The organism is Nitrospirillum bahiense, from assembly GCF_007828025.1.
GTDB classification, from domain to species: Bacteria; Pseudomonadota; Alphaproteobacteria; order Azospirillales; family Azospirillaceae; genus Nitrospirillum; species Nitrospirillum amazonense.
Genome location: NZ_VITO01000021.1, coordinates 77,710 through 97,870 on the forward strand (window position 1 = coordinate 77,710; position 20,161 = coordinate 97,870).

Annotated in this window: 19 protein-coding genes; 3 read left to right on the forward strand and 16 right to left on the reverse strand. The window is 68.4% G+C overall.

The window, feature by feature from the left end:
- Nucleotides 1-42 precede the first annotated feature (42 nt).
- The 5 genes from mtnA to FBZ88_RS24135 form a co-directional block, all read right to left on the reverse strand.
- Complete coding sequence (mtnA, locus tag FBZ88_RS24115) at nucleotides 43-1,167, reverse strand: S-methyl-5-thioribose-1-phosphate isomerase (protein WP_145619620.1); 1,125 nt, start codon at nucleotides 1,165-1,167, stop codon at nucleotides 43-45.
- A 116-nt stretch (nucleotides 1,168-1,283) separates the two neighbouring features.
- Nucleotides 1,284-1,820: a translation initiation factor IF-3 gene (gene infC / locus FBZ88_RS24120; protein ID WP_145619621.1), complete on the reverse strand. Its 537-nt coding sequence runs from the start codon at nucleotides 1,818-1,820 to the stop codon at nucleotides 1,284-1,286.
- A 174-nt stretch (nucleotides 1,821-1,994) separates the two neighbouring features.
- Complete coding sequence (gene thrS, locus FBZ88_RS24125) at nucleotides 1,995-3,983, reverse strand: threonine--tRNA ligase (protein WP_145619622.1); 1,989 nt, start codon at nucleotides 3,981-3,983, stop codon at nucleotides 1,995-1,997.
- A 159-nt stretch (nucleotides 3,984-4,142) separates the two neighbouring features.
- On the reverse strand, nucleotides 4,143-5,114 hold the full coding sequence (locus tag FBZ88_RS24130) for a glycosyltransferase family 9 protein (protein WP_145619623.1): 972 nt from the start codon (nucleotides 5,112-5,114) through the stop codon (nucleotides 4,143-4,145).
- Nucleotides 5,111-6,412, reverse strand: coding sequence for a glycosyltransferase family 4 protein (locus FBZ88_RS24135; protein ID WP_145619624.1), 1,302 nt, complete (start codon nucleotides 6,410-6,412; stop codon nucleotides 5,111-5,113). Before FBZ88_RS24135 ends, FBZ88_RS24130 begins: the two co-directional genes overlap by 4 nt.
- A 15-nt stretch (nucleotides 6,413-6,427) precedes the next feature.
- On the opposite strand from FBZ88_RS24135, the gene FBZ88_RS24140 reads away from it, so the two are divergent.
- Together FBZ88_RS24140 and FBZ88_RS24145 are read left to right on the forward strand one after the other, a co-directional pair.
- Complete coding sequence (locus tag FBZ88_RS24140) at nucleotides 6,428-7,183, forward strand: alpha/beta hydrolase (RefSeq protein ID WP_145619625.1); 756 nt, start codon at nucleotides 6,428-6,430, stop codon at nucleotides 7,181-7,183.
- Nucleotides 7,177-8,253 carry a serine hydrolase domain-containing protein gene (locus FBZ88_RS24145; RefSeq protein WP_145619626.1) on the forward strand — a complete coding sequence of 359 codons (1,077 nt, stop codon included), beginning with the start codon at nucleotides 7,177-7,179 and terminating at the stop codon, nucleotides 8,251-8,253. Before FBZ88_RS24140 ends, FBZ88_RS24145 begins: the two co-directional genes overlap by 7 nt.
- A 144-nt stretch (nucleotides 8,254-8,397) precedes the next feature.
- Here the strand turns inward: FBZ88_RS24145 and trmB are convergent, their stop codons facing one another.
- The 11 genes from trmB to FBZ88_RS24200 form a co-directional block, all read right to left on the reverse strand.
- Complete coding sequence (gene trmB / locus FBZ88_RS24150; protein ID WP_145619627.1) at nucleotides 8,398-9,108, reverse strand: tRNA (guanine(46)-N(7))-methyltransferase TrmB; 711 nt, start codon at nucleotides 9,106-9,108, stop codon at nucleotides 8,398-8,400.
- Nucleotides 9,109-9,202: 94 nt separating this feature from the next.
- Entirely contained in the window at nucleotides 9,203-10,363 is a 1,161-nt protein-coding gene (metK, locus tag FBZ88_RS24155; protein ID WP_145619628.1) for a methionine adenosyltransferase, read from the reverse strand.
- 136 nt (nucleotides 10,364-10,499) lie between these two features.
- Complete coding sequence (locus FBZ88_RS24160) at nucleotides 10,500-10,970, reverse strand: helix-turn-helix domain-containing protein (protein ID WP_145619629.1); 471 nt, start codon at nucleotides 10,968-10,970, stop codon at nucleotides 10,500-10,502.
- A gap of 251 nt (nucleotides 10,971-11,221) precedes the next feature.
- Nucleotides 11,222-12,901 carry an apolipoprotein N-acyltransferase gene (lnt, locus tag FBZ88_RS24165; RefSeq protein ID WP_145619630.1) on the reverse strand — a complete coding sequence of 560 codons (1,680 nt, stop codon included), beginning with the start codon at nucleotides 12,899-12,901 and terminating at the stop codon, nucleotides 11,222-11,224.
- Nucleotides 12,902-12,940: 39 nt separating this feature from the next.
- Entirely contained in the window at nucleotides 12,941-13,867 is a 927-nt protein-coding gene (locus tag FBZ88_RS24170; protein WP_040847613.1) for a hemolysin family protein, read from the reverse strand.
- A gap of 3 nt (nucleotides 13,868-13,870) precedes the next feature.
- On the reverse strand, nucleotides 13,871-14,467 hold the full coding sequence (gene ybeY / locus FBZ88_RS24175) for an rRNA maturation RNase YbeY (protein WP_145619631.1): 597 nt from the start codon (nucleotides 14,465-14,467) through the stop codon (nucleotides 13,871-13,873).
- Nucleotides 14,464-15,489, reverse strand: coding sequence for a PhoH family protein (locus FBZ88_RS24180; RefSeq protein WP_186291298.1), 1,026 nt, complete (start codon nucleotides 15,487-15,489; stop codon nucleotides 14,464-14,466). Before FBZ88_RS24180 ends, ybeY begins: the two co-directional genes overlap by 4 nt.
- A 5-nt stretch (nucleotides 15,490-15,494) precedes the next feature.
- On the reverse strand, nucleotides 15,495-16,940 hold the full coding sequence (miaB, locus tag FBZ88_RS24185; protein WP_281290156.1) for a tRNA (N6-isopentenyl adenosine(37)-C2)-methylthiotransferase MiaB: 1,446 nt from the start codon (nucleotides 16,938-16,940) through the stop codon (nucleotides 15,495-15,497).
- Between the two features lie 179 nt (nucleotides 16,941-17,119).
- Nucleotides 17,120-17,989, reverse strand: a complete 870-nt coding sequence (locus FBZ88_RS24190; protein WP_145619632.1) for a lysophospholipid acyltransferase family protein — start codon at nucleotides 17,987-17,989, stop codon at nucleotides 17,120-17,122.
- Between the two features lie 50 nt (nucleotides 17,990-18,039).
- The gene (locus FBZ88_RS24195) at nucleotides 18,040-18,855 is read right to left on the reverse strand and encodes a GNAT family N-acetyltransferase (RefSeq protein WP_145619633.1); all 816 of its coding nucleotides are present in this window, start codon (nucleotides 18,853-18,855) and stop codon (nucleotides 18,040-18,042) included.
- A gap of 541 nt (nucleotides 18,856-19,396) precedes the next feature.
- Nucleotides 19,397-19,810 (reverse strand): Ros/MucR family transcriptional regulator, encoded by a 414-nt coding sequence (locus FBZ88_RS24200; RefSeq protein WP_145619634.1) that lies wholly within the window; start codon nucleotides 19,808-19,810, stop codon nucleotides 19,397-19,399.
- A 120-nt stretch (nucleotides 19,811-19,930) separates the two neighbouring features.
- On the opposite strand from FBZ88_RS24200, the gene FBZ88_RS24205 reads away from it, so the two are divergent.
- The gene (locus FBZ88_RS24205) at nucleotides 19,931-20,152 is read left to right on the forward strand and encodes a sulfurtransferase TusA family protein (RefSeq protein WP_281290157.1); all 222 of its coding nucleotides are present in this window, start codon (nucleotides 19,931-19,933) and stop codon (nucleotides 20,150-20,152) included.
- The last annotated feature ends 9 nt before the right edge of the window (nucleotides 20,153-20,161 follow it).

The window sequence follows — 20,161 nt, forward strand, 5'->3', positions numbered from 1 at the left end:
CCCCGGCGGCGGGTACGCCTGCTGCCGGGGCCACAAGCGCCCCTACTCGTCATTCACCGCCACCTGGGCCATCCGTTCCGGCGGCTGGTGGTCGGGGAAGAGCTGGGCAAGGTCTTGCGGACTGCACACGCCGCGTTCGGTGATGAGGCCGGTGATGAGGCGGGCGGGGGTGACGTCGAAGGCGTAGTTCACCACCGGGCTGCCCTCGGGCACCAGGCGCACGGTTTCCAGGTCGCCGTGGCCGGCCAGGCCGGTGATATGGGCCACCTCGTCGCCCGAGCGTTCCTCGATGGGGATGCCGGCGACGCCGTCCTCCAGCGTCCAGTCTATGGTGCTGGACGGCAGGGCGACGTAGAAGGGCACGTCGTTGTCCTTGGCCGCCAGGGCCTTCAGATAGGTCCCGATCTTGTTGGCCACGTCGCCCTTGGCCGTGGTGCGGTCGGTGCCGACGATGGCCAGGTCCACCAAGCCGTGCTGCATCAGGTGGCCACCGGTGTTATCGGGGATGACGGCATGCGGCACCCCATGCTGCCCCAGTTCCCAGGCGGTGAGGAAGGCGCCCTGGTTGCGCGGTCGCGTCTCATCCACCCAGACATGCAGGGGGATGCCGGCCTCATGCGCCAGATAGATGGGGGCGGTGGCCGTGCCCCAGTCGACGGTCGCCAGCCAGCCGGCGTTGCAATGGGTCAGGATACGCACCGGCCGGTCGGGGTTGCGCTGGTGGGCGGCGCGGATCAGGTGCAGGCCGTGGCGGCCGATGGCGCGGCAGATCTCCACGTCCTCGTCGGCGATGGCGGCGGCCTCGGCATAGGCGCGGTCCAGCCTGTCGCCCGGCGGGGTCAGCAGCAGCACCTCGCGCATACGGTCCAGGGCCCAGCGCAGGTTGACCGCGGTGGGCCGCGTGGCCATGAGGCGGGCGTGCGCCCGTTCCACATCGCCGTCCTCCACACCGGCTTTCATTGCCAGCGCCATGCCGTAGGCGGCGGCGGCCCCGATCAAGGGGGCGCCCCGCACCTGCATGGTGGTGATGGCCGTGGCCATGGCCGCCGCGTCGGACAGCGCCACAGTCTCGAACCGGAAGGGCAACCGTGTCTGGTCGATGATGCCGACGGTCCGGCCATCGGGCTCCGCCCAGATGGTCCGCATCGCCTCGCCCGCCACTTTCATGGGATGTGTCCTCCCAGTTGGTATCGGGCCCATCCTGGCCCCCCAAACCACAAGGCCCCCGGAACCGGTGGTTCCGAGGGCCTCTGGCGAATACGATCAACAGGCTGATCCCGCGCTCAACGGGGCGCGAGGATCATGATCATCTGCTTGCCTTCCAGCTTCGGCATCTGTTCGACCTTGGCCAAGTCGTCCAGGAACTCCTTCACGCGCACCAGCACATTCATACCCAGATCCTGGTGGGCCATTTCACGGCCACGGAAGCGCATGGTGACCTTCACCTTGTCGCCCTCCTCCAGGAAGCGGCGTGCGGCGCGCATCTTCACGTCGTAGTCGTTGTCGTCGATGTTGGGACGCAGCTTGATCTCTTTGACTTCGATGATCTTCTGCTTCTTGCGCGCTTCCGCGGCCTTCTTCTGCGCCTCGTACTTGAACTTGCCGTAGTCGAGGATCTTGCAGACGGGGGGCTCGGCGTTGGGCGAGACCTCGACCAGGTCGAGGCCGGCCTCTTCGGCGGCGATCAGTGCATCGCGCAGACTAACGACGCCAACCATCTCGCCAGCGGCGTCGATGAGGCGGACGGAACGAGCGTTGATCTCCCGGTTAACGCGCGGCCCCTCACGGGTGGGGGCCGACTCTTGGCTGGGCCTGGCTATGGAACCTTCTCCCTGGTTTACGGTGGCCGCGGGGTGGGTGGGTGCCCCGGGACGGGGCGGGCGGCGACACCGGATAAAAAGACGTGGATGTGTACTTGTAAGAAAAGCCAGCGCCGCGCAACTGCGGATTTCTCTCCACAGCCCCGTTGGGCGCTGGTCAGACCATAATTATCCTCAGAACGCGGCCTCCGTCACTCCCTCCGAAGGGACAGGGGCCCGTGCCTCAAGCTTAAGCGCCGCCACCGCGTCGTCAAGCGACAGCAGCTCCTGGTCCTTGCCACCCAGGCGGCGCAGGGCCACGGTACGGTTCTCCGCCTCGCGGCCGCCGACCACCACCAGGACCGGCACCTTGGCCAGCGAATGCTCGCGGACCTTGAAGTTGATCTTCTCGTTGCGGGTGTCGACCTCGACCCGCAGGCCGGCCTTGGCCATCACCTTGGCCACGTCCTCGGCATAGGCGTCGGCCTCGGACGTGATGGTGCAGACCGTGGCCTGGACGGGCGACAGCCACAGCGGGAACTTGCCGGCGTAATGCTCGATCATCATGCCGATGAAGCGCTCGAACGAACCCAGGATGGCCCGGTGCAGCATCACCGGGCGGTGGCGGGCGCCATCGGCGCCGATGTAGCTGGCGTCCAGGCGTTCCGGCAGCACGAAGTCCAGCTGCAGGGTGCCGCACTGCCAGGTGCGGCCGATGGCGTCGGTCAGGTGGAACTCCACCTTGGGGCCGTAGAAGGCGCCTTCGCCGGGCAGCTCCTCGAACTCCAGGCCGTTGGCGGTCAGGGCGTCGCGCAGCCCCTGCTCGGCCTTGTCCCACACCTCGTCGCTGCCGGCGCGCACGTCGGGGCGCAGCGCCAGCTTCACGGCGATCTTGTCGAAGCCCAGATCCTTGTACACGCCCAGCTGCAGCTTGAAGTAGTCCGCCGCCTCCGACGGCACCTGGTCCTCGGTGCAGAAGATGTGGGCGTCGTCCTGGGTGAAGGCGCGGACGCGCAGGATGCCGTGCAGCGCGCCCGAGGGCTCGTTGCGGTGGCAGGCGCCGAACTCCGCCAGGCGCATGGGCAGGTCGCGATAGCTCTTCAGCCCCTGGCGGAAGATCTGGACGTGGGCCGGGCAGTTCATGGGCTTGAGGCCCAGGAACTTCTCACGTCCCTGGTCGTCCACCGACTCCCGGATCTTGAACATGTTGTCGCCATACATGTCCCAGTGGCCGGACGCCTTGAACAGGCTGCTGTCGTAGAGCTGCGGCGTGCGCACCTCCAGATATCCCGCCTCCTTCAGCTTGGCGCGGATGTAGCGTTCCAGCGCCTGCCACAGGGTCCAGCCCTTGGGGTGCCAGAAGACGCTGCCCGCCGCCTCTTCCTGCAGATGGAACAGGTCCATCTCGCGGCCCAGCTTGCGATGGTCGCGCTTCTCCGCTTCCTCGATCTGGTGCAGGTGCTCGGCCAGCTCCTTCTCCGTGCGCCAGGCGGTGCCGTAGATGCGCTGGAGCATGGGGTTGCGGCTGTCACCGCGCCAATAGGCGCCCGCCACCTTCATCAGCTTGAAGGCGTGGCCGATCTTGGACGTGGACGGCAGGTGCGGGCCGCGGCAGAGGTCGTACCAGCCACCCTGGCGGTAGATGGTGATCTTCTCGCCCGCCGGGATGTCGCCGATGATCTCGGCCTTGTAATGCTCGCCGATGGACTTGAAGTGGGCGATGGCCTCGTCCCGATCCCAGACCTCACGCGTGAAGGGGCTGTCCGCATCCACGATCTCGTGCATACGCTTCTCGATCTTCACCAGGTCGTCGGGCGTGAACGGCTCATCCCGGGCGAAGTCGTAGTAGAAGCCCGTGGCGATGGCCGGGCCGATGGTGACCTGCGTGCCGGGGTACAGCTGCTGCACCGCCTCCGCCAGGATGTGGGCGCAGTCGTGGCGGATCAGCTCCAGCGCGTACGGCGCGTCGCGCGTCAGGATGGCGACCTTGGCGTCATGCTCGATGGCGCGCGACAGGTCGCGCTCCTCCCCGTCCACCGTGACGGCCAGCGCCGCCTTGGCCAGGCTCTTGGAGATCGACTGCGCGATCTCCAGGCCCGTGACGCCCGCCGCGTAAGTTCGCACGTTGCCGTCGGGCAACGTGATCGCGATCTGAGGCTGGTCAAGGTTTTCAGCGGTCGTCATGGCGTTCAGGGTTTGTCCAAATTGAAGAAAGGCGACTTTGGGTAGCGGGGGCGGAACTGTCAAGCGTTGGGCCCGGTGGTAAGCCGGCTGGCGGGGCATAAGCGCCGCATGGCTGTGTCCCCCCGGGCACAGGCGCGCGCAACAAGTGGAACAATCGGCCTAAGCCGGAGCGTTTGCCCCATCTGGCTCCCCATCTGGGGCCACATCGGGCTTGGGCCGCAGGCGCAGCGCGGTCTCCACCGCGTCCACCCCCAGGTCGGCCAGATCCAGCACCTTGATCCAGGCGGCGTCCGGCCCCCAGGGGGCGGAACGCGCCGGATCGGTATGGTGCGACATGATCATCAGCGTCGGGCAGCCCAGGGCCGCCGTCAGGAAGATGGGGCCCGTGTCGTTGCCCACCGCGCCCTCGGCCCGGCGCGCCAAGCTGGCCAGCTGGCCCAGGCTGGTGCGGCCTACAAGATCGACGGCCCAGGGGCAGTCGCGCACGATGGCCCGCGCCGCGTCGCGGTCGGCCTCGGTGCCCACCACCACCGGGGTCAGGCCCCGGTCGGCCAGGCGCCGGCCCAGCATGGCATAGCGCTCGGCCGGCCAGCGCTTGTGCGGCAGGTGCGGCGAGCAGCCCGGCACCAGCAGAACGAAGGGCCCCTCCGGCGCTAAACCGGCCAAGTCGCCGGCCAACCAGTCCAGGTTGGCGGGGCCGGTGTCGGGCACGCCGGCGGCCTCCAGCTGGACGCGGTAGCGGTCGTGGTTGTGCAGGCCCTTGAGGTCGGGTAGCGGAAAGGCGGCCCCGGGGGCGGCGCCCGACCACAGCGGCCGGCGCCCCGGCCCCATCAGCCAGTAGTAGCGGGCGGTGCGCGGCTTGTTCTGCAGGTCATAGATGGTGTCGAAGCGGCCGGCGCGCAACTGGCGGCGCAAGCGCCAATAGGCCAGCGGGCTGCGGCCGCGCGGATCGGCCCAGACCTCGTCGAACCAGGGCATGGCCCGGCCGAAGCCGACGAAGGCCGGCCCGGTCAACAGGGTGACATGGGCCTGTGGGTGACGGCGGCGGATGGCCTGGAAGGCATCGAAGCATTGCACCAGGTCACCCAGGGCACCCAGGCGGATGACCAGGATGCGTTTGGTCTCCGTCACGAGCCGACCTTGCGGTACGCCGCCATGCCGACGGTGGCCCGCAGGTGCAAGAGCTCGGCATAAACGGCCAGCGTGGCGTCGCACATGCGCTCCCGCGTGTAGTTCTGCAGCACGAAGCGGCGGGCGTCGGCCGCCAGCGCCCGGCGCTGCAGGCTGTCCAGGGCCAGGGCCTCGCCGATGGCGGCCGCCATGGTGGCGGGGTCGCCCGGCGGCACCACCAGCCCGGTTTCGCCATCGATCACCGTCTCCGCCACGGCGCCGTGGTTGGTGACGATGACGGGCTTGCCCATGGCCTGGGCCTCCACGATCACGCGGCCGAAAGCCTCCGGCCGGGCTGACGCGCTGACCACCACGTCGGACAGCAGGTAGGCGGCGGCCATGTCGTTGCAGTGGTCGGCGATGGTGACCTGGCCTTCCAGGCCCAGCTCGCGGATGCGCGCCACCAGTTCCGCCCGGTACTCGGTGCGGCCCTGGTCGGACCCCACCAGCACGGCGCGCACGTCGTCGCGCTTCAGCCGGGCGATGGCTTCGATCAGGTCCAGCTGCCCCTTCCAGCGCGTCAGGCGCCCCGGCAGCAGGACGATGCGCTGGTCCTCGGGCAGGCGCCAGTCGCGCGCCAGCTTGATCAGCCGCTCCTGGCTGACCCGCTCGGGGTCCAGGTTCACGGTGTCGACGCCGCGCGGGATGGTGCGCAGCCGTTCCGGCCCCACGTCGTATTGGCTGGCCACATGCTCCGCCACGAAGCGGGAGACGGCGATGACCCGGTCGCCCCTGCCCATGACCGCGTTGTAGCGGCGCTTCAGCTCACCCTTGAAGTTGTAGGGCGCGTGGAAGGTGGTGACGAAGGGGATGCCGGTGCGCCGCGCGGCGATCCACGCGCTCCACGCCGGGGCGCGGGACCGGGCATGGATGATGTCCACCCCGCGCTCGCGGATCAGGGCTTCCAGCCGGCTGGCGTTGCGCCAGATGGTGAAGGGGTTCTTGGAGGCCAGCGGCAGGGTGATGTGCTCGGCCTTGTAGCGTTCCAGCTCACGCGCCATGGGGCCGCCGCCGGACGCCACCAGGGCGGTGCCGCCGGCGCGCATCAGGGCGGCCGCCATGTCGACGCAGCCGCGCTCCGCCCCGCCCGTCACCAGGTTGGGGATGACCTGCAGCACCACGGGCCGACCGCCGCCGAACCAGCCGGCGACGGTGGTTCCATCGGCGGCCCCATCGGAACTGGCCCCATCGGGGGCCGGCGCGGGATTGCCGGTGTCGATCGAGGCCGTTACGGTGCCGGGGGTGTGGGTCAGGGTCATCTGGGGAAGGCAAGCATGGCGGGGACGTCGATACATAGCGTACAGCGGGGGCCCGCCACCATAGCCTATCGACAGAGCCCCGGCCGCAGCCCCGGAATTGTCTTCCTGGGCGGGCTCAAGTCCGACATGACGGGCAGCAAGGCCACTGCGCTGGAAGCCTATGCCCAGGAGCGCGGCCACGCCTTCGTCCGGTTCGACTACCAGGGTCACGGTGCCTCCAGCGGCGATTTCCGCGACGGCACCATCGGCACCTGGGCGGAGGATGCCGTCGCGGTGCTGGACCAGGTGACGGAGGGGCCGCAGATCCTGGTGGGGTCCAGCATGGGCGGCTGGATCATGCTGCTGGCGGCCCTGGCCCGGCCGGACCGCGTGCGCGCCCTGGTGGGTGTCGCCCCGGCGCCGGACTTCACCGAGCGGCTGATGTGGGCACGGATGGACGCCGAGGCCCGCGCCACGCTGGAGCGTGACGGCGAATGGCGCCAGCCCTCACTCTATGACGACGCGGGATACCCCATCACCAAGGCGCTGATCGAGGATGGCCGGCGCCACCTGCTGCTGGACCGGCCCCTGGTCCTGCCGTCCGTGCCCGTGCGCCTGATCCACGGCCAGCGCGACCCCGACGTACCCTGGCAGACCAGCCTGGATTTGGCGGCGGCCATCAATCACGACGACGTGCGCGTCACCCTGGTGAAGGACGGCGACCACCGCCTGTCCCGGCCGCAGGACCTGGACCTGATCACCCGCCAGGTGGGTGAGCTGCTGCCATGCTGAACCGCCGCGCCGTGCTGCGGGCCGGGGCCGGCCTGCCCCTGCTCTCCGTATTGCCCGCTTCCGCCTGGGGTGCGGGGCATCCGGACACCGTGGTGGACGCCTTCGTCCGTGATACCGGATTCCAGGGCGTGGTCATGCTGGGCCGTGCGGGCAGGGCCGATTACGTCCGCACCGTGGGCTATGCCGATATCGAGGCCAAGGTCCCGGCCCGGGCCGACACCCCCTACGCCATCGCCTCCATCAGCAAATGGTTGACCACGGTGACGGTGCTGAAGCTGGTGGAGCGCGGCCTGCTGGACCTGGACGCGCCGCTGACGCGGGCCCTGCCCGACTATCGCGCCGACACCGGCGCCAGGCTGACCTTGCGCCGCCTGCTGTGCAACGCCAGCGGCCTGCCCAACCTGTTCATCGCCGAGGCCAAGGCCGACCCCACCCTGTTGCAGGCCGACCTGACCACCGCCCAGGCCCTGGCCCGCTTCGGCCAAGGCGACCTGGCCTTCGAACCGGGCGCCCGGTTCGACTACCACCCGGTGAACTGGATCGTAGTGATTGCGGCGGTGGAGCGGGCGACCGGCCTGCCCTTCCAGGCGGCGGTACGCTCCATCACCCTGGAGCCGCTGGGCCTGAAGGCCACCGGCGCCACCGACGCGATGCTGGCGGCGGCGGCGCCCTCGTACCGCGCCACCAATCCGCCCGACCGTTGGCGCAATGATCGCCGGCCCTATCTGGCCGCCTCCGGCGGCTACGCCAGCACGGCCCCCGACCTGATGCGCGCCGCCCACTTGGCATTCGACACGGATTTCCTGACGGCGGAGTCCCGCCGCCAGTTGACCCATGTGGAGGTGCCCACCGAGGACTATGCCCTGGGGGGCCGGGTGCGCCGCCTGACCATCCAGGGTCAGACCGTGCCGGCGGGTTGGGAAACGGGACGGACGGCGGGCTATCGCCTGGTGCTGGGCCACCGGCTGGACGGCAGGCGCACGGTGGTGCTGATGAACAACACCGCCCTGTCGCAGAAAACCATGGACCAGTTCGCCGACGCGCTGCTGGGCGCGGAACCTCGCGCCTGACCCGATCAACGCGCCAACGACGGCATGAGGCACCACCTCATGCCGCAGGCCCCGACGGGGCCGCCGGAAGTTTCCGGGGAATGCAAGCGGACTGGAAACTGAGGATAGCCAAGTAGCCGGATGGCCACGCCGGCGCTTGAGGAACTAACGATCCCGCCTGCGGAAACGCAGGTAAACCGGCACCCGTCCCGCCTCCAGCGCCTTCTGCTCGTAGCGGGTCTGGACCCAATCGGCCGGCGGCACGCGCCAGTCCGACGCCCTGTCTGCCAGCCATTCGAAATCGGGATGGCGCCACGTGTGCTCCAGCATCCAGCGGCACAGCTGTTGGTCGTCGGTCGCCAGGCGCAGTTCGGCGCCGTCGCGCAGCACGCGGGCCAGGCGGGGCAGGTTGGCGGGGCCGATGAAACGACGTTCGGCGTGCCGCAGCTTGGGCCAGGGATCGGCGAACAGCACGAAGGCGCGGCCCACGCTGGCCTCGGGCAGGGCGTCCAAGATGGGACGGGCGTCATCCGGACAGACACGGATATTGCCGGACAGGTTCTGCGCCTCGATGTGCTGCAGCAGGTTGGCGACGCCGTTGATAAACGGCTCGCACCCGATGAAGCCGATCTCGGGGTTGGCCGCCGCCTGCTGGGCCAGATGCTCCCCACCGCCGAAGCCCACCTCGACCCACAGGTCGCGCTTGGGCGCCGGGAACAGGGTCGCCGGGTCGATGGCGCCCCCGCCGGCGGGCGGATCCAGCTGCAGGCGGGGCAACAGCTCCTCGATCAAGGACGTGCGGTGCTGGCGTAGCGGCCGGCCGCGACGACGCCCGTAAAGCAGGGCGCGATGCTGGGCTGGGGTTTCGTCCGTCATGATGCGATCGAAAACAAGGCAAGGGGCAGAAAAGCCAAGGGCCCTGGCCAATCCGTCGATCGGCCAAGGCCCCGGGCGTCAGGACAGGGGAACCTTAGAACGCGCGCTTCAGCTCGTCCACCAGGTCCAGCTTCTCCCACGAGAAGCCGCCGTCGGCGTCCGGGGTGCGGCCGAAGTGGCCGTAGGCCGCCGTGCGGGCATAGATGGGGCGGTTCAGCTTCAGGTGCTCACGGATGCCGCGGGGGCTGAGGTTCATCAGCTGGCGCAGCACGTCGGACAGCTTTTCCTCATCCACCCGGCCGGTGCCGGCGGTGTCGATGTAGACCGACAGCGGGTGCGACACGCCGATGGCGTAGCTCAGCTGGATGGTGCAGCGGTCGGCCAGGCCGGCGCCCACCACGTTCTTGGCCAGATAGCGCGCGGCATAGGCGGCCGAGCGGTCCACCTTCGTCGGGTCCTTGCCGGAGAACGCGCCGCCACCGTGCGGGGCGGCACCGCCGTAGGTGTCAACGATGATCTTGCGGCCAGTCAGGCCAGCGTCGCCATCCGGGCCGCCGATGACGAAGCGGCCGGTCGGGTTGACGTAGAAGTGGGCCTCGTCGCACATCCAGCCCTCGGGCAGGACCTTCAGCACGTGCGGACGCACGATCTCGCGCACGGCCTCCTGGTCCAGGCCGTCGGCGTGCTGGGTGGACACGACGACCGAGGTGGCGCGGACGGGCTTGCCATCGACGTATTGCAGGCTGACCTGGCTCTTGGCGTCGGGCCCCAGTTCCTTCACGCCACCGTGGCGCGCGTCGGCCAGCGACTTCAGGATGCGGTGGGCGTAGTGGATGGGCGCCGGCATCAGATCGTCGGTCTCGCGGCAGGCGTAGCCGAACATGATGCCCTGGTCGCCCGCGCCCTCATCCTTGTTGCCGGCGGCATCGACGCCGACCGCGATGTCGGCGGACTGGGCGTGCAGGTAGCACTGCACCTCGGCCGTCTGCCAGTGGAAGCCTTCCTGCTCGTAGCCGATGGCCTTCACCGTGTCGCGGGCGACGCCCTCGATCTCCTTCAGCAGGCCTTCGGGCCCGCGCACCTCACCGGCGATGACGATGCGGTTGGTCGTGGCCAGGGTCTCGCACGCCACGCGGGCGTAGGGGTCCTGGGCCAGGAAGAGGTCGACCACGCCATCGGAGATTTGATCGCAGACCTTATCCGGATGACCTTCGGAAACGGACTCGCTGGTGAAGACGTAATTGGATTGGGCCACGGGACGCCTCGGCTAAATTAACGACGGCTATTTACGGCGGAGTGATGTGATATCGACAAAAAACGCCGCCCGGGCTTTCGCAGCCAGGCGGCGTTTTTTCGCAGGCTTCTACAGAACGGTCAAGGGGCAGGCCCTATCACGCGACGTCGGACACAGATTCCACACCGGAATTGGCAACGGCCTTGGTCAGTTCGAACAGGCGCTTGCGGACGGCGGGATCGGAGATGCGATAGTAGGCGCGCACCAGTTCCAGGGTCTCACGCTTGGCCATCGGGTCGGCGTCGAAGCCCATGTCCGGCGACAGCGCCTCATCCACGACGTCGTTCGGCGCGTCGCCGGCCATGTCGTCGAAGAAGAAGGACACCGGCACGTCCAGCACGCGCGACAGGTCGAACAGCCGCGAGGCGCCGATGCGGTTGGCGCCGCGTTCGTACTTCTGCACCTGCTGGAAGGTCAGGCCGATGGCCTCGCCCAGCTTTTCCTGGCTCATGCCCAGCAGGGTGCGGCGCAGGCGCACGCGGCTGCCGACGTGAACGTCGATCGGGTTGGGCTTTCCGATCCGAGGCCGCCCACCGGTGGAACGGCGGGCCCCAATTACACTCTCCATGATCCAAATCCTCACGTTACGGATCGATTACGACCCTAAGCCAAGCGTTCAGGGGTGGTCAAGGCACGCCGCCCGCATCCCACCGTCCCGCTCCCCGGCCCTTGTTCGGTCCGCCAACCTCATATGGGGGCGTGATCCATACGACCACAAGCCGGCGCCTGGTCCTGGTGACAATCGCGGGGTCATTGACCCCGACGGCTCCGCCACGGGTCCCTTCGGCGCCCGATCACGGACATCCGGTCATGGACATCTCAAGGGCACTGCCTACCCTGATACATCCGAAGCGTGAAAAAATAGATAACGCCCAATACAGCCAAGAGTAAAGCGGCCAAGGGGCCATCACCCCATCGGGCATAAGGTGTAGGCCAGGGCGTAGACTGCGGGAGCGGAAGGTCCAGGACTCCCCGGGAGCCCAATGCCAAATGACCCAGTTCGCGCCCATAGGGATCTACCACTGCGGAAATACCGGTGTTGGCGGCGCGCACCAGGGGCAGCCCTTCCTCGATGGCGCGCATGGTGGCGATGGCCAGATGCTGGTGCGGCCCCGCCGTGCGGCCGAACCAGGCATCGTTGGTGACGTTCAGCAGCCATCTTGGACGTTCCGGGAGGGGGCGGTTCTTTGTCGCATCCCCATTTCCGCTTTGGTCCCCTCCGGAAGCGGTCCCCGCCTCCTGCGCCGTCACCATGCCGGGAAAGATGACCTCGTAGCAGATCAGCGGACTGGCTGGCGGCAGGCCGGGCAGATCCAGGGTGCTGGGACCCGGCCCCGACCCCAGGATGGAGTTGCCTGGCGACACCAGCGCCACCGCGCGCAGGGGCAGCCAGCGGCGGAAGGGGGTGTATTCACCGAACGGTACCAGGTGGGCCTTGTCGTAATGGCCCAGCACCTGGCCCTGGTCGTTCACCACCACCAGGCTGTTCCAATAGGTGTCGGTGCCGTCCTGCGCGCCGGGGGTGCCGGCGGGGGTCAGGCGCAGGCTGCCCGTCAGGGTCAGGCCGCCGCGCGGCGTCACTTGGCCCACGGCCTTCAGCAGCTCCGGTTCGTCCTCCAGCAGGTAGGGCACGGCCGTCTCCGGCCAGACCAGGGTGGTGATGGGCGGCTGGCCCGGCGGCTGCGGCTGGCGTGACAGCGCCAGCAGCAGGCGGACGTGGTCCAACTCCGCATCCGCGTTCCACTTGTCGGTCTGGGCGATGTTGGGCTGCACCAGGCGCAGCATGACACCCGGCACCAGCGGCGCCTCACCCGCCGGCACGCGCGCGACGCCGTAGATGGTCATGACGACGACCAGGCCCAGGCCCACCACCGGCCCCGCCCAGGGCCGCCGCCCGCCGTCGGCCAGGACCGCCGGCAGGCTGGCGGGCAGCACCGTCAGCAGCGACAGGCCGTAGACGCCGATGAGGGAGCCCACCTGCGCCGGCCCCGGCAGCCCGACCCAGACATAGCCCATGAGGTTCCAGGGAAAGCCGGTGAAGGCGTGGCCGCGCACATACTCCACCACCGTCCACAGCACCGCGAACAGCAGGCAGCGGGCTACACCCCCGATCCGAAAGCGCCGCGCCAGGGCCCACCACACCAGCGTGCCCGTGCCCACGAATAGGCCCAGCAGGAAGGGCAGGCCGGCCACGGCGAAGGGCAGCAAAGCCCAGAAGCGGGGGAAGACCAGCAGCGCCTCGCCCACCCAGTAGAGGCTGAGCACGAAATGGCCGAAGGCGAAGGCCAGGCCCGTCCAGAAGGCGGCAGCCGGGCGTTCCACCCCGTCCAGCAGCCAGATCAGCCCGGGAAAGGCCAACCACAGCACCGGCACGGCGTTGACGGGCGGCATGGCCAGGGTGGCGAGGCCACCCAGCAGGGCGGCCAAGCCCAGGCGACGCCAGCGTCCGCCCCCGCGCATGCGGGTGGCGAGGCGGGCCAGACGGTCAGGCAGGCTCACGATGGGGGTGGTCTCCGATTACGGGCGGCGCCGGGACGTTCAGGAGCCGGTCGCCAGCGGCATGTCCTGGCCAGCCGCCTGGGGCAGGTTGCGGACGCGCAGCCGCTTGATGCGGCGGGGGTCGGCGTCCACCACCTCGAACTCGATGCCCGAGGGATGGACCAGTGTTTCGCCCCGGCGGGGGATGCGGCCGGCCAGCGAGAACACCAGGCCGCCCAGGGTGTCGACCTCCTCCCGCTCCTCGTCATCCAGGACGGCGCCGACGCGCGCCTCGAAATCCTCAAGCGGCAGACGGGCGTCGGCGATCAGGGTGCCGTCGGGCCGTTCCACGATGCGCGGCTGCACCGCGTCGTCATGTTCGTCCTCGATCTCGCCGACGATCTCCTCCACCAGATCTTCAATGGTCACCAGGCCGTCGATGCCGCCGAACTCATCCACCACCAGGGCCATGTGCTGGTGCGCCTGGCGCATGTGCAGCAGCAGGTCCAGCACCGGCATGCTGGGTGCCACGATCTGCACCTCGCGCACGATGGATTCAAGGTCAAAGGGCCGCTGGTCCGCCACCACCGCCAGGATATCCTTGATGTGGACCATGCCGATGACGTCGTCCAAGGTTTCGCGGTAGACCGGCATGCGCGAGTGCGCGTCCTCGGAAAAGCGGCGGATCAGATCCGGCAGGCTGATCGAGGCCTCGATGCCCAGGATATCGGCGCGGGGCACCATGATGTCGACCACGGTGCGGCCCCGGAGCTTCAGGATGTTGGCCAGCAGCGTGCGCTCATTGCCGCCCACGGACGTCTCGTCCGCGCTGCTGTCCTCGATCAGCTCTTCAATGGTGTCGCGCAGCGTGGGATCCACGCGCCCGCCCAGGGCGGCCCGCAGCCAGCCCCGGAATTGCTGGGTCAGTGACCCGTGATCTTCGGCCCCGTCTTCACGGGGCGTTCGACTGTCGGAAAGATCGGCCATCGGTTAGCGCGTGGTCTCTTCGCTCTGAGGGTCTTCGCGGGTGGGGCCGGCACCGTCCCGGTAGGGATCGGCGATGCCCATGTCCGCCAGGATCACCGTCTCCAGCCGTTCCATGGTCTCGGCCTCGGCGTCCTCAATGTGATCATAGCCCAATAAGTGCAACACGCCATGGATCACAAGGTGGGTCAAGTGGTTGGCGACCGGTTTGTTCTGTTCCGCCGCCTCCGTCATCAAGGTTTCATACGCCAGGATGATGTCGCCCAGCAGGTAGGGCGGGCGTTCCATCCCTTCCGGAAGCTCAAATTCCTCGTCCTCATCCTCGTCGCCCAGCATGGGGAAAGAGAGGACGTTGGTGGGCTTGTCCTTGCCCCGGTACTGGTGGTTCAGCACCCGCACGGCGGCGTTGTCGGACAGCAGGATGGAGACCTCGCCCTCCCCCTCCGGCAGGGCGTCGGCGTCGACGGCCAGCGCTTGCCGCAAGGCCTTGCGCGCAGCCTCGCTCACCAACTCCTCGACGTCGGGGATGGTGGCTTCCCAGTCGCCAGCCTCGACCTCGACGATGATTTCGAGGGCATCGGCCCGTGCCATGTCCATGGTCATTCCCCGGTTTCCGCCGGTGTCTTGACCTTGTCGGCCAGGCGCTTCCTGCGGGCGTCGGCGCGGTCATAGGCGTCGACGATGCGGCCGACCAGAGGATGGCGCACGACGTCGGCGGCGGAGAAGTGGACGAAGGCCGCCCCCTCCACACCCTCCAGCACCTCCACCGCCTCGCGCAGGCCGGACTTCACGCCGCTGGGCAGGTCCACCTGGCTGAGGTCGCCGGTGATGGCCATGCGGCTGCCTTCGCCCAGGCGGGTCAGGAACATCTTCATCTGCATGGGCGTGGTGTTCTGCGCCTCGTCCAGCACGACGAACGCATTCGCCAGGGTGCGGCCGCGCATGAAGGCCAGCGGCGCCACCTCGATCTCGCCCGACACCAGGCGCTTGGCCACCTGCTCCGCCGGCAGCATGTCGTGCAGCGCGTCGTAGAGCGGCCGCAGGTAGGGGTCCACCTTCTCGCGCATGTCGCCGGGCAGGAAGCCCAGCTTCTCCCCCGCCTCAACCGCCGGGCGGGACAGGACGATGCGGTCCACCCGGCCGGTGATCAACAGCGACACGGCCTGCGCCATGGCGAGATAAGTCTTGCCCGTGCCGGCGGGCCCCAAGCCGAACACCAACTCGTTCTCCGCCAGCGCCTTCAGATAGGCCGCCTGGGTGGGGGAGCGCGGGGTGATGTCGCGGCGGCGGGTCTTCAGCACCGCCTCCGGCCGGGTGATGGAGGCCAAGGCCCGGCCCCGGCTTTCGGCATCCACGCCGGTGGCGATGCGCATGGCGGCGTCGACCTCGGCCGGACCCACGGGCATGCCGCGCTTCAGTCGTTCCCACAGGGCATCCAGGGCGGCGCGAGCGGCCCCGGTGGCATCCTCGGGCCCGGTGATCGTCAGGCAGTTGCCGCGGCTGATGAGGTTGACGCCCAGCTGGCGCTCGACTCGGCTCAGATACTGCTCATGTTCCCCGAACAGCAGGGGCAGCAGGCGATTGTCATCGAACTGCAGATCGATACGCTGGTCCGGTCCGGACACTTGGGTCACGCCGTCATCTCCTGATGATTGGCCTTGATATCGGGGCTGATGAAGGATGGGCGGCCGCCCGCGCCCTGCTGGGCCTCGCCGTGCACGCTTTCGGTGGTCACGACCTCGCCGCCCAGGCTGCTGGCCGACACCGCGGTGACGCGCACCGGCACCACTTGCCCCAGCAGGCGGTCGGGTGCCGCGGCGTGGACGGCCTGCATATAGGGGCTGCGGCCCAGCAACTGGCCGGGCAGTTTGCCCCGGCGGTCGAACAGCACCTCCTGCACCGTGCCCAGCAGGCCGGCGTTGAAGGCGCGTTGCTGTCCGGCCAGCAGGTTCTGCACCGCCTCAAGCCGCGCCGACTTGTCGTCCTCGGTCAGGCGACCCTCCGCCATGGCGGCGGCGGGGGTACCGGGGCGCGCGCTGTATTTGAAGGAATAGGCGCTGGCATAGGTCACGTCGGTGATCAGCCGCAGGGTGGCGGCGAAATCCTCCGCCGTCTCACCGGGAAAGCCGACGATGAAGTCGCTGCTGAGCGCCAGACCCGGCCGGGCGTCGCGCAGCTTATCGACGATGCGGCGGTAGTCGTCGGCCGTGTGCTTGCGGTTCATGGCCGCCAGGATGCGGTCTGACCCGCTTTGCACCGGCAGGTGGACGAAGGGCATCAGCTGCGGCACCTGGCCGTGGGCGCTGATCAGGTCGTCGTCCATGTCGCGGGGATGGGAGGTGGTGTAGCGGATGCGCCGCAGCCCATCGATCTCCGCCAGTTCGCGGATGAGCCGCCCCAGGCCCCAGGTCCGGCCGTCCGGCCCTTCGCCGTGGTAGGCGTTGACGTTCTGGCCCAGCAGGGTGATCTCCACCGTGCCGTTGGCCACCATGCGGCGCGTCTCTTCCAGGATTTGCGCGGCGGAGCGGGAATATTCCGCGCCCCGCGTGTAGGGCACGACGCAGAAGGTGCAGAACTTGTCGCAGCCTTCCTGGACGGAGACGAAGGCCGACGGCCCCTGGGGCGTGGCGCCCTCGCCCGGCAGCAGGTCGAATTTGCTCTCCACCGGGAAATCGGTGTTGATGACGCCGCCGGCGCCGCGCACGGCGCGGGTCACCATCTCCGGCAGCTGGTGATAGGTCTGCGGCCCGAACACCATGTCGACATGGGGCGCGCGCGCCATGATCTCCGCGCCCTCCGCCTGGGCGACGCAGCCGGCCACGGCGATGATCATGCGCTCACCCGCCGCGGCCTTCTCCTGCTGCTGCAGGCGCAGCCGGCCCAGTTCGGAATAAACCTTCTCCGACGCCTTCTCGCGGATGTGGCAGGTGTTGAGGATGACCATGTCGGCCCCCTCCGCCTCCTCCGCCGGCTCATAGCCCAGCGGCGCCAGAACGTCGGCCATGCGGCCGCTGTCATAGACGTTCATCTGGCAGCCGTAGGTCTTGATGAACAGCTTCTTACGCGACGTCGCCACACCGAACTCCTTGCCACGCCGGATCACCGGCCGCGGGCACCGCACGAACAGGAAAAGGCGCGCCGGCTCTGGGCTGGCGCGCTGGCCGTAACATTAGGCGGCCGGGGGCAGTAGTCAAGGTGGGGTTCGGCCTGGGCTGATCCGGGCGGCAAGCGGGGCGGCGCACGTCATGACGGTGATCAGGCCGTCCCGGCCGCCGCTTCCGGCGCGATGCCCGCCGGTGCGGACGATGCGGGGCGGGTGGGCGCCAAGGCCCGCGACCAGCGCCCGGACACGGCGCGGTCCACGCCCGCGGCCACCACCTGCCAGCAATGATCGGCCAGGGCCTTGCGGGAGGAGAAGTCCTCCAGCGACACCACGGGGTGGAATTCCACCCGGATGCGCAGGCGGCCGGCACCGATCATCTGCCACAGGTGGGGCGGCAGTTCCATGTCGCCATACCAGGCGTACAAGGGGCGCAGTTCATGCCCCAGCGGCAGATCGTCCAGGTGGGTGCAGGTCACGCTGACCGGCTGCACCGCCACCGGATGGCCGTCCACCTGGGTGTTGGCCACGGCGAACAGGGCGGTCTTGAACGGCAGGACGCGGTTGCCGTCGCTGCTGGTGCCCTCGGGGAACAGAACCAAGCTGTCCCCACCGATCAGGCGGCCGGCCATGTCGTCGCGCTGCTTCCCGGCCTCGCGCTTGTTGGCGCGGTTGATGAAGACGGTGCGCTGCAGCTTGGCCAGCAACCCGAACAGGGGCCACAGGCCCACCTCGGACTTGGCCACGAAGGAGCAAGGAATGACGGAGCCCAGGACCGGGATGTCCAGGTAGGAGGAGTGATTGGAGACGAACAGGGTCGGGCGGCCCACCGACGGCTCCCCCACCACATCGACGTCCAGCGCCAGCATCAGCCGGCAACAGACACGATGGTAGAAACGGGGGAAGCGCGCCTGCCCCGGCAAGTTCAGCGACACCAGGGCCGCCTGCACCGGAATGCACAGGAAGGTCCACGCCATATAGAGGGCCAGGCGCACGGAACCGGCACGGGTGGAGCCGATCGCCATGGTATGCCCTCCTCCGGACGAGGTTGCGGATGCTGGGGAAGCGGACAGGATCAGATCAGGGACGAGCCGCGCCGCTCGTAATGGCGCAGGTACTTGTCGGTGATCATGTCGGTCTTCACCACGATGGAGACGTCGGTGGTGTTGAACTGATGGTCGACCACGGCGCCATCGCCCACGAAACCGCCCAGGCGCAAGTAGCCCTTGATGAGCGGCGGCACCATGGCCAGCCCCCGGCGCGGGTCCACATCATGCTCTTCCATCAGCCGCATGTCGACGTAGCGGTGCGGCAGGGCCACCGGGCGCAGGGCCGGCGGGGCCAGGTGATGATAGTGCAGGTAGGACAGCGGCAGGGCCAACGCCTTGGGATCGGTGCCGGGCAGGCTGGCGCAACCGAACAGCAGATGGATGTCGTACACGGCGACATAGGCCGCGATGCCGCGCCACAGCAGCTGCATGGCGTGGCGGCTGCGATAGGCGGCGTCCACGCACGAGCGGCCCAGCTCCAGGATCTCGCCCCGGTATTCCTCCAGACGGGCGATGTCGTATTCATCACTGGAGTAGAAGGAGCCTGCGCGGGCGGCGGCGGCGCGGCGGATCAGGCGGTAGGTCCCCACCACCCCGGCGGCCCCGGCCCCACGGGCGTGGTCGATGACCAGCAGGTGGTCGCACAGCGGGTCGAAATCATCGAAGTCGCGGCGCAGGCGCAGCATCTCCGGCGTCGGGTGCGCTTCCATCTCTTCGTAGAAGACCTGGTAGCGAATGGCCTGGGCAGCCTCGACCTCAGCCTTGGTTTCGGCGAGGCGGACCTCCAGGCTCCCCATGCGAAGATCGCCAGAGGTCAGAGCGTCGATCGTGATGTCAGCCATGCTCTCGTTCGCGGTCCTTGAGCGGCGCCAGAGGCGGTCGCGATTTGCGTGACGCGCTCCCGTTCGAAGTCCTGGCCTGTTCGAAGCCGGGCTTACGACCCCCCGGGAGGACGCTTCCGACATTGGCATACCACAAAGCGACGCGGGGCGGTCAACCGACTCATGCGGGGGAGCCCCACCGGGTCACGAAAGATTCACGCGTCTGTTAGGTCGAAGAAACAATCACCGCGGTTTCGCCAAAGCTGCGGAAACGCGCTGCACCTGGGGTGGTGGTGGGGCTTGTCCGGCGCGTCTGGAACCAATGGCGGGGGCCACCGCAAATGGCCGTCACCGCTTGGAAAACCGGTCCGGGACGGTCCGCCCCCTGCTGCCTTCCGGCCCGGGACCGCAGCCGTAGGCGCCGGGCGCCTGGGACGGTCATTCCGGGCGCCGCAGGGGTGCCGGACGGTTGCGGCGCAGCCCTGCCCTGCGGCCGGCCGGATCGGACGTTTTGCCTGGACCGGCAGGCCAAACCGACCGCCGAGGGGGCTGGGCAGGAGTGTCAGGCGTCGCCGCGTGCCCGAGTGCCCAGGCCGATTTCCTTGGCCAGGCGCGAGCGCTGCTTGGCGTAGTTCGGGGCCACCATGGGGTAATCCGTCGGCAGGGACCACTTCTCGCGATATTCCTCGGGCGTCATGTTGTAGGCCGTCTTCAGATGGCGCTTCAGCATTTTGAGCTTTTTTCCATCCTCAAGGCACACAATGTATTCAGGCGTGACCGACCGCTTGATCGGCACGGCGGGCTGGGGCTTCTCCACCGTCGCCGGCTGCTCCTGCCCGATGTTGGTCAGGGTCTTGTAGACCTGTTCGATCAGCGCCGTCAGATCGGCAGGGGGCACTGTATTATTGGAGACGTGGGCGGAAACAATTTCGGTGGTCAGGGATAACAACTCACTCGCCGCGGACGGACCGGTCATTTTCCTTACTCCAAGGATTCAGTACCTGACTTGTATAAGTCTAAACCATAGGCATGGCAATAACGTTCAAGTCCATCGCGTGAGGATAGATTGATAACCGAGACGCCTATACCCAGTCTTTTGGATATAACGACGCAGGTTTGCCCTATTACCTTTGTGAGAGCCAAGCTTGCGGTGGAAAAGTTGAAGCCGGGCGAAACGCTGGAAATTCGGCTCAACAGCGGTGAGCCGCTTCAGAACGTCCCAAGGTCATTGGCCGAGCACGGCTATACAGTGGAGATGCGCGGGCCGGAGCGGATTGATCAGCCGGAAGGCATACACCGCATACGTGTAACAAAGTAAAATCCACGC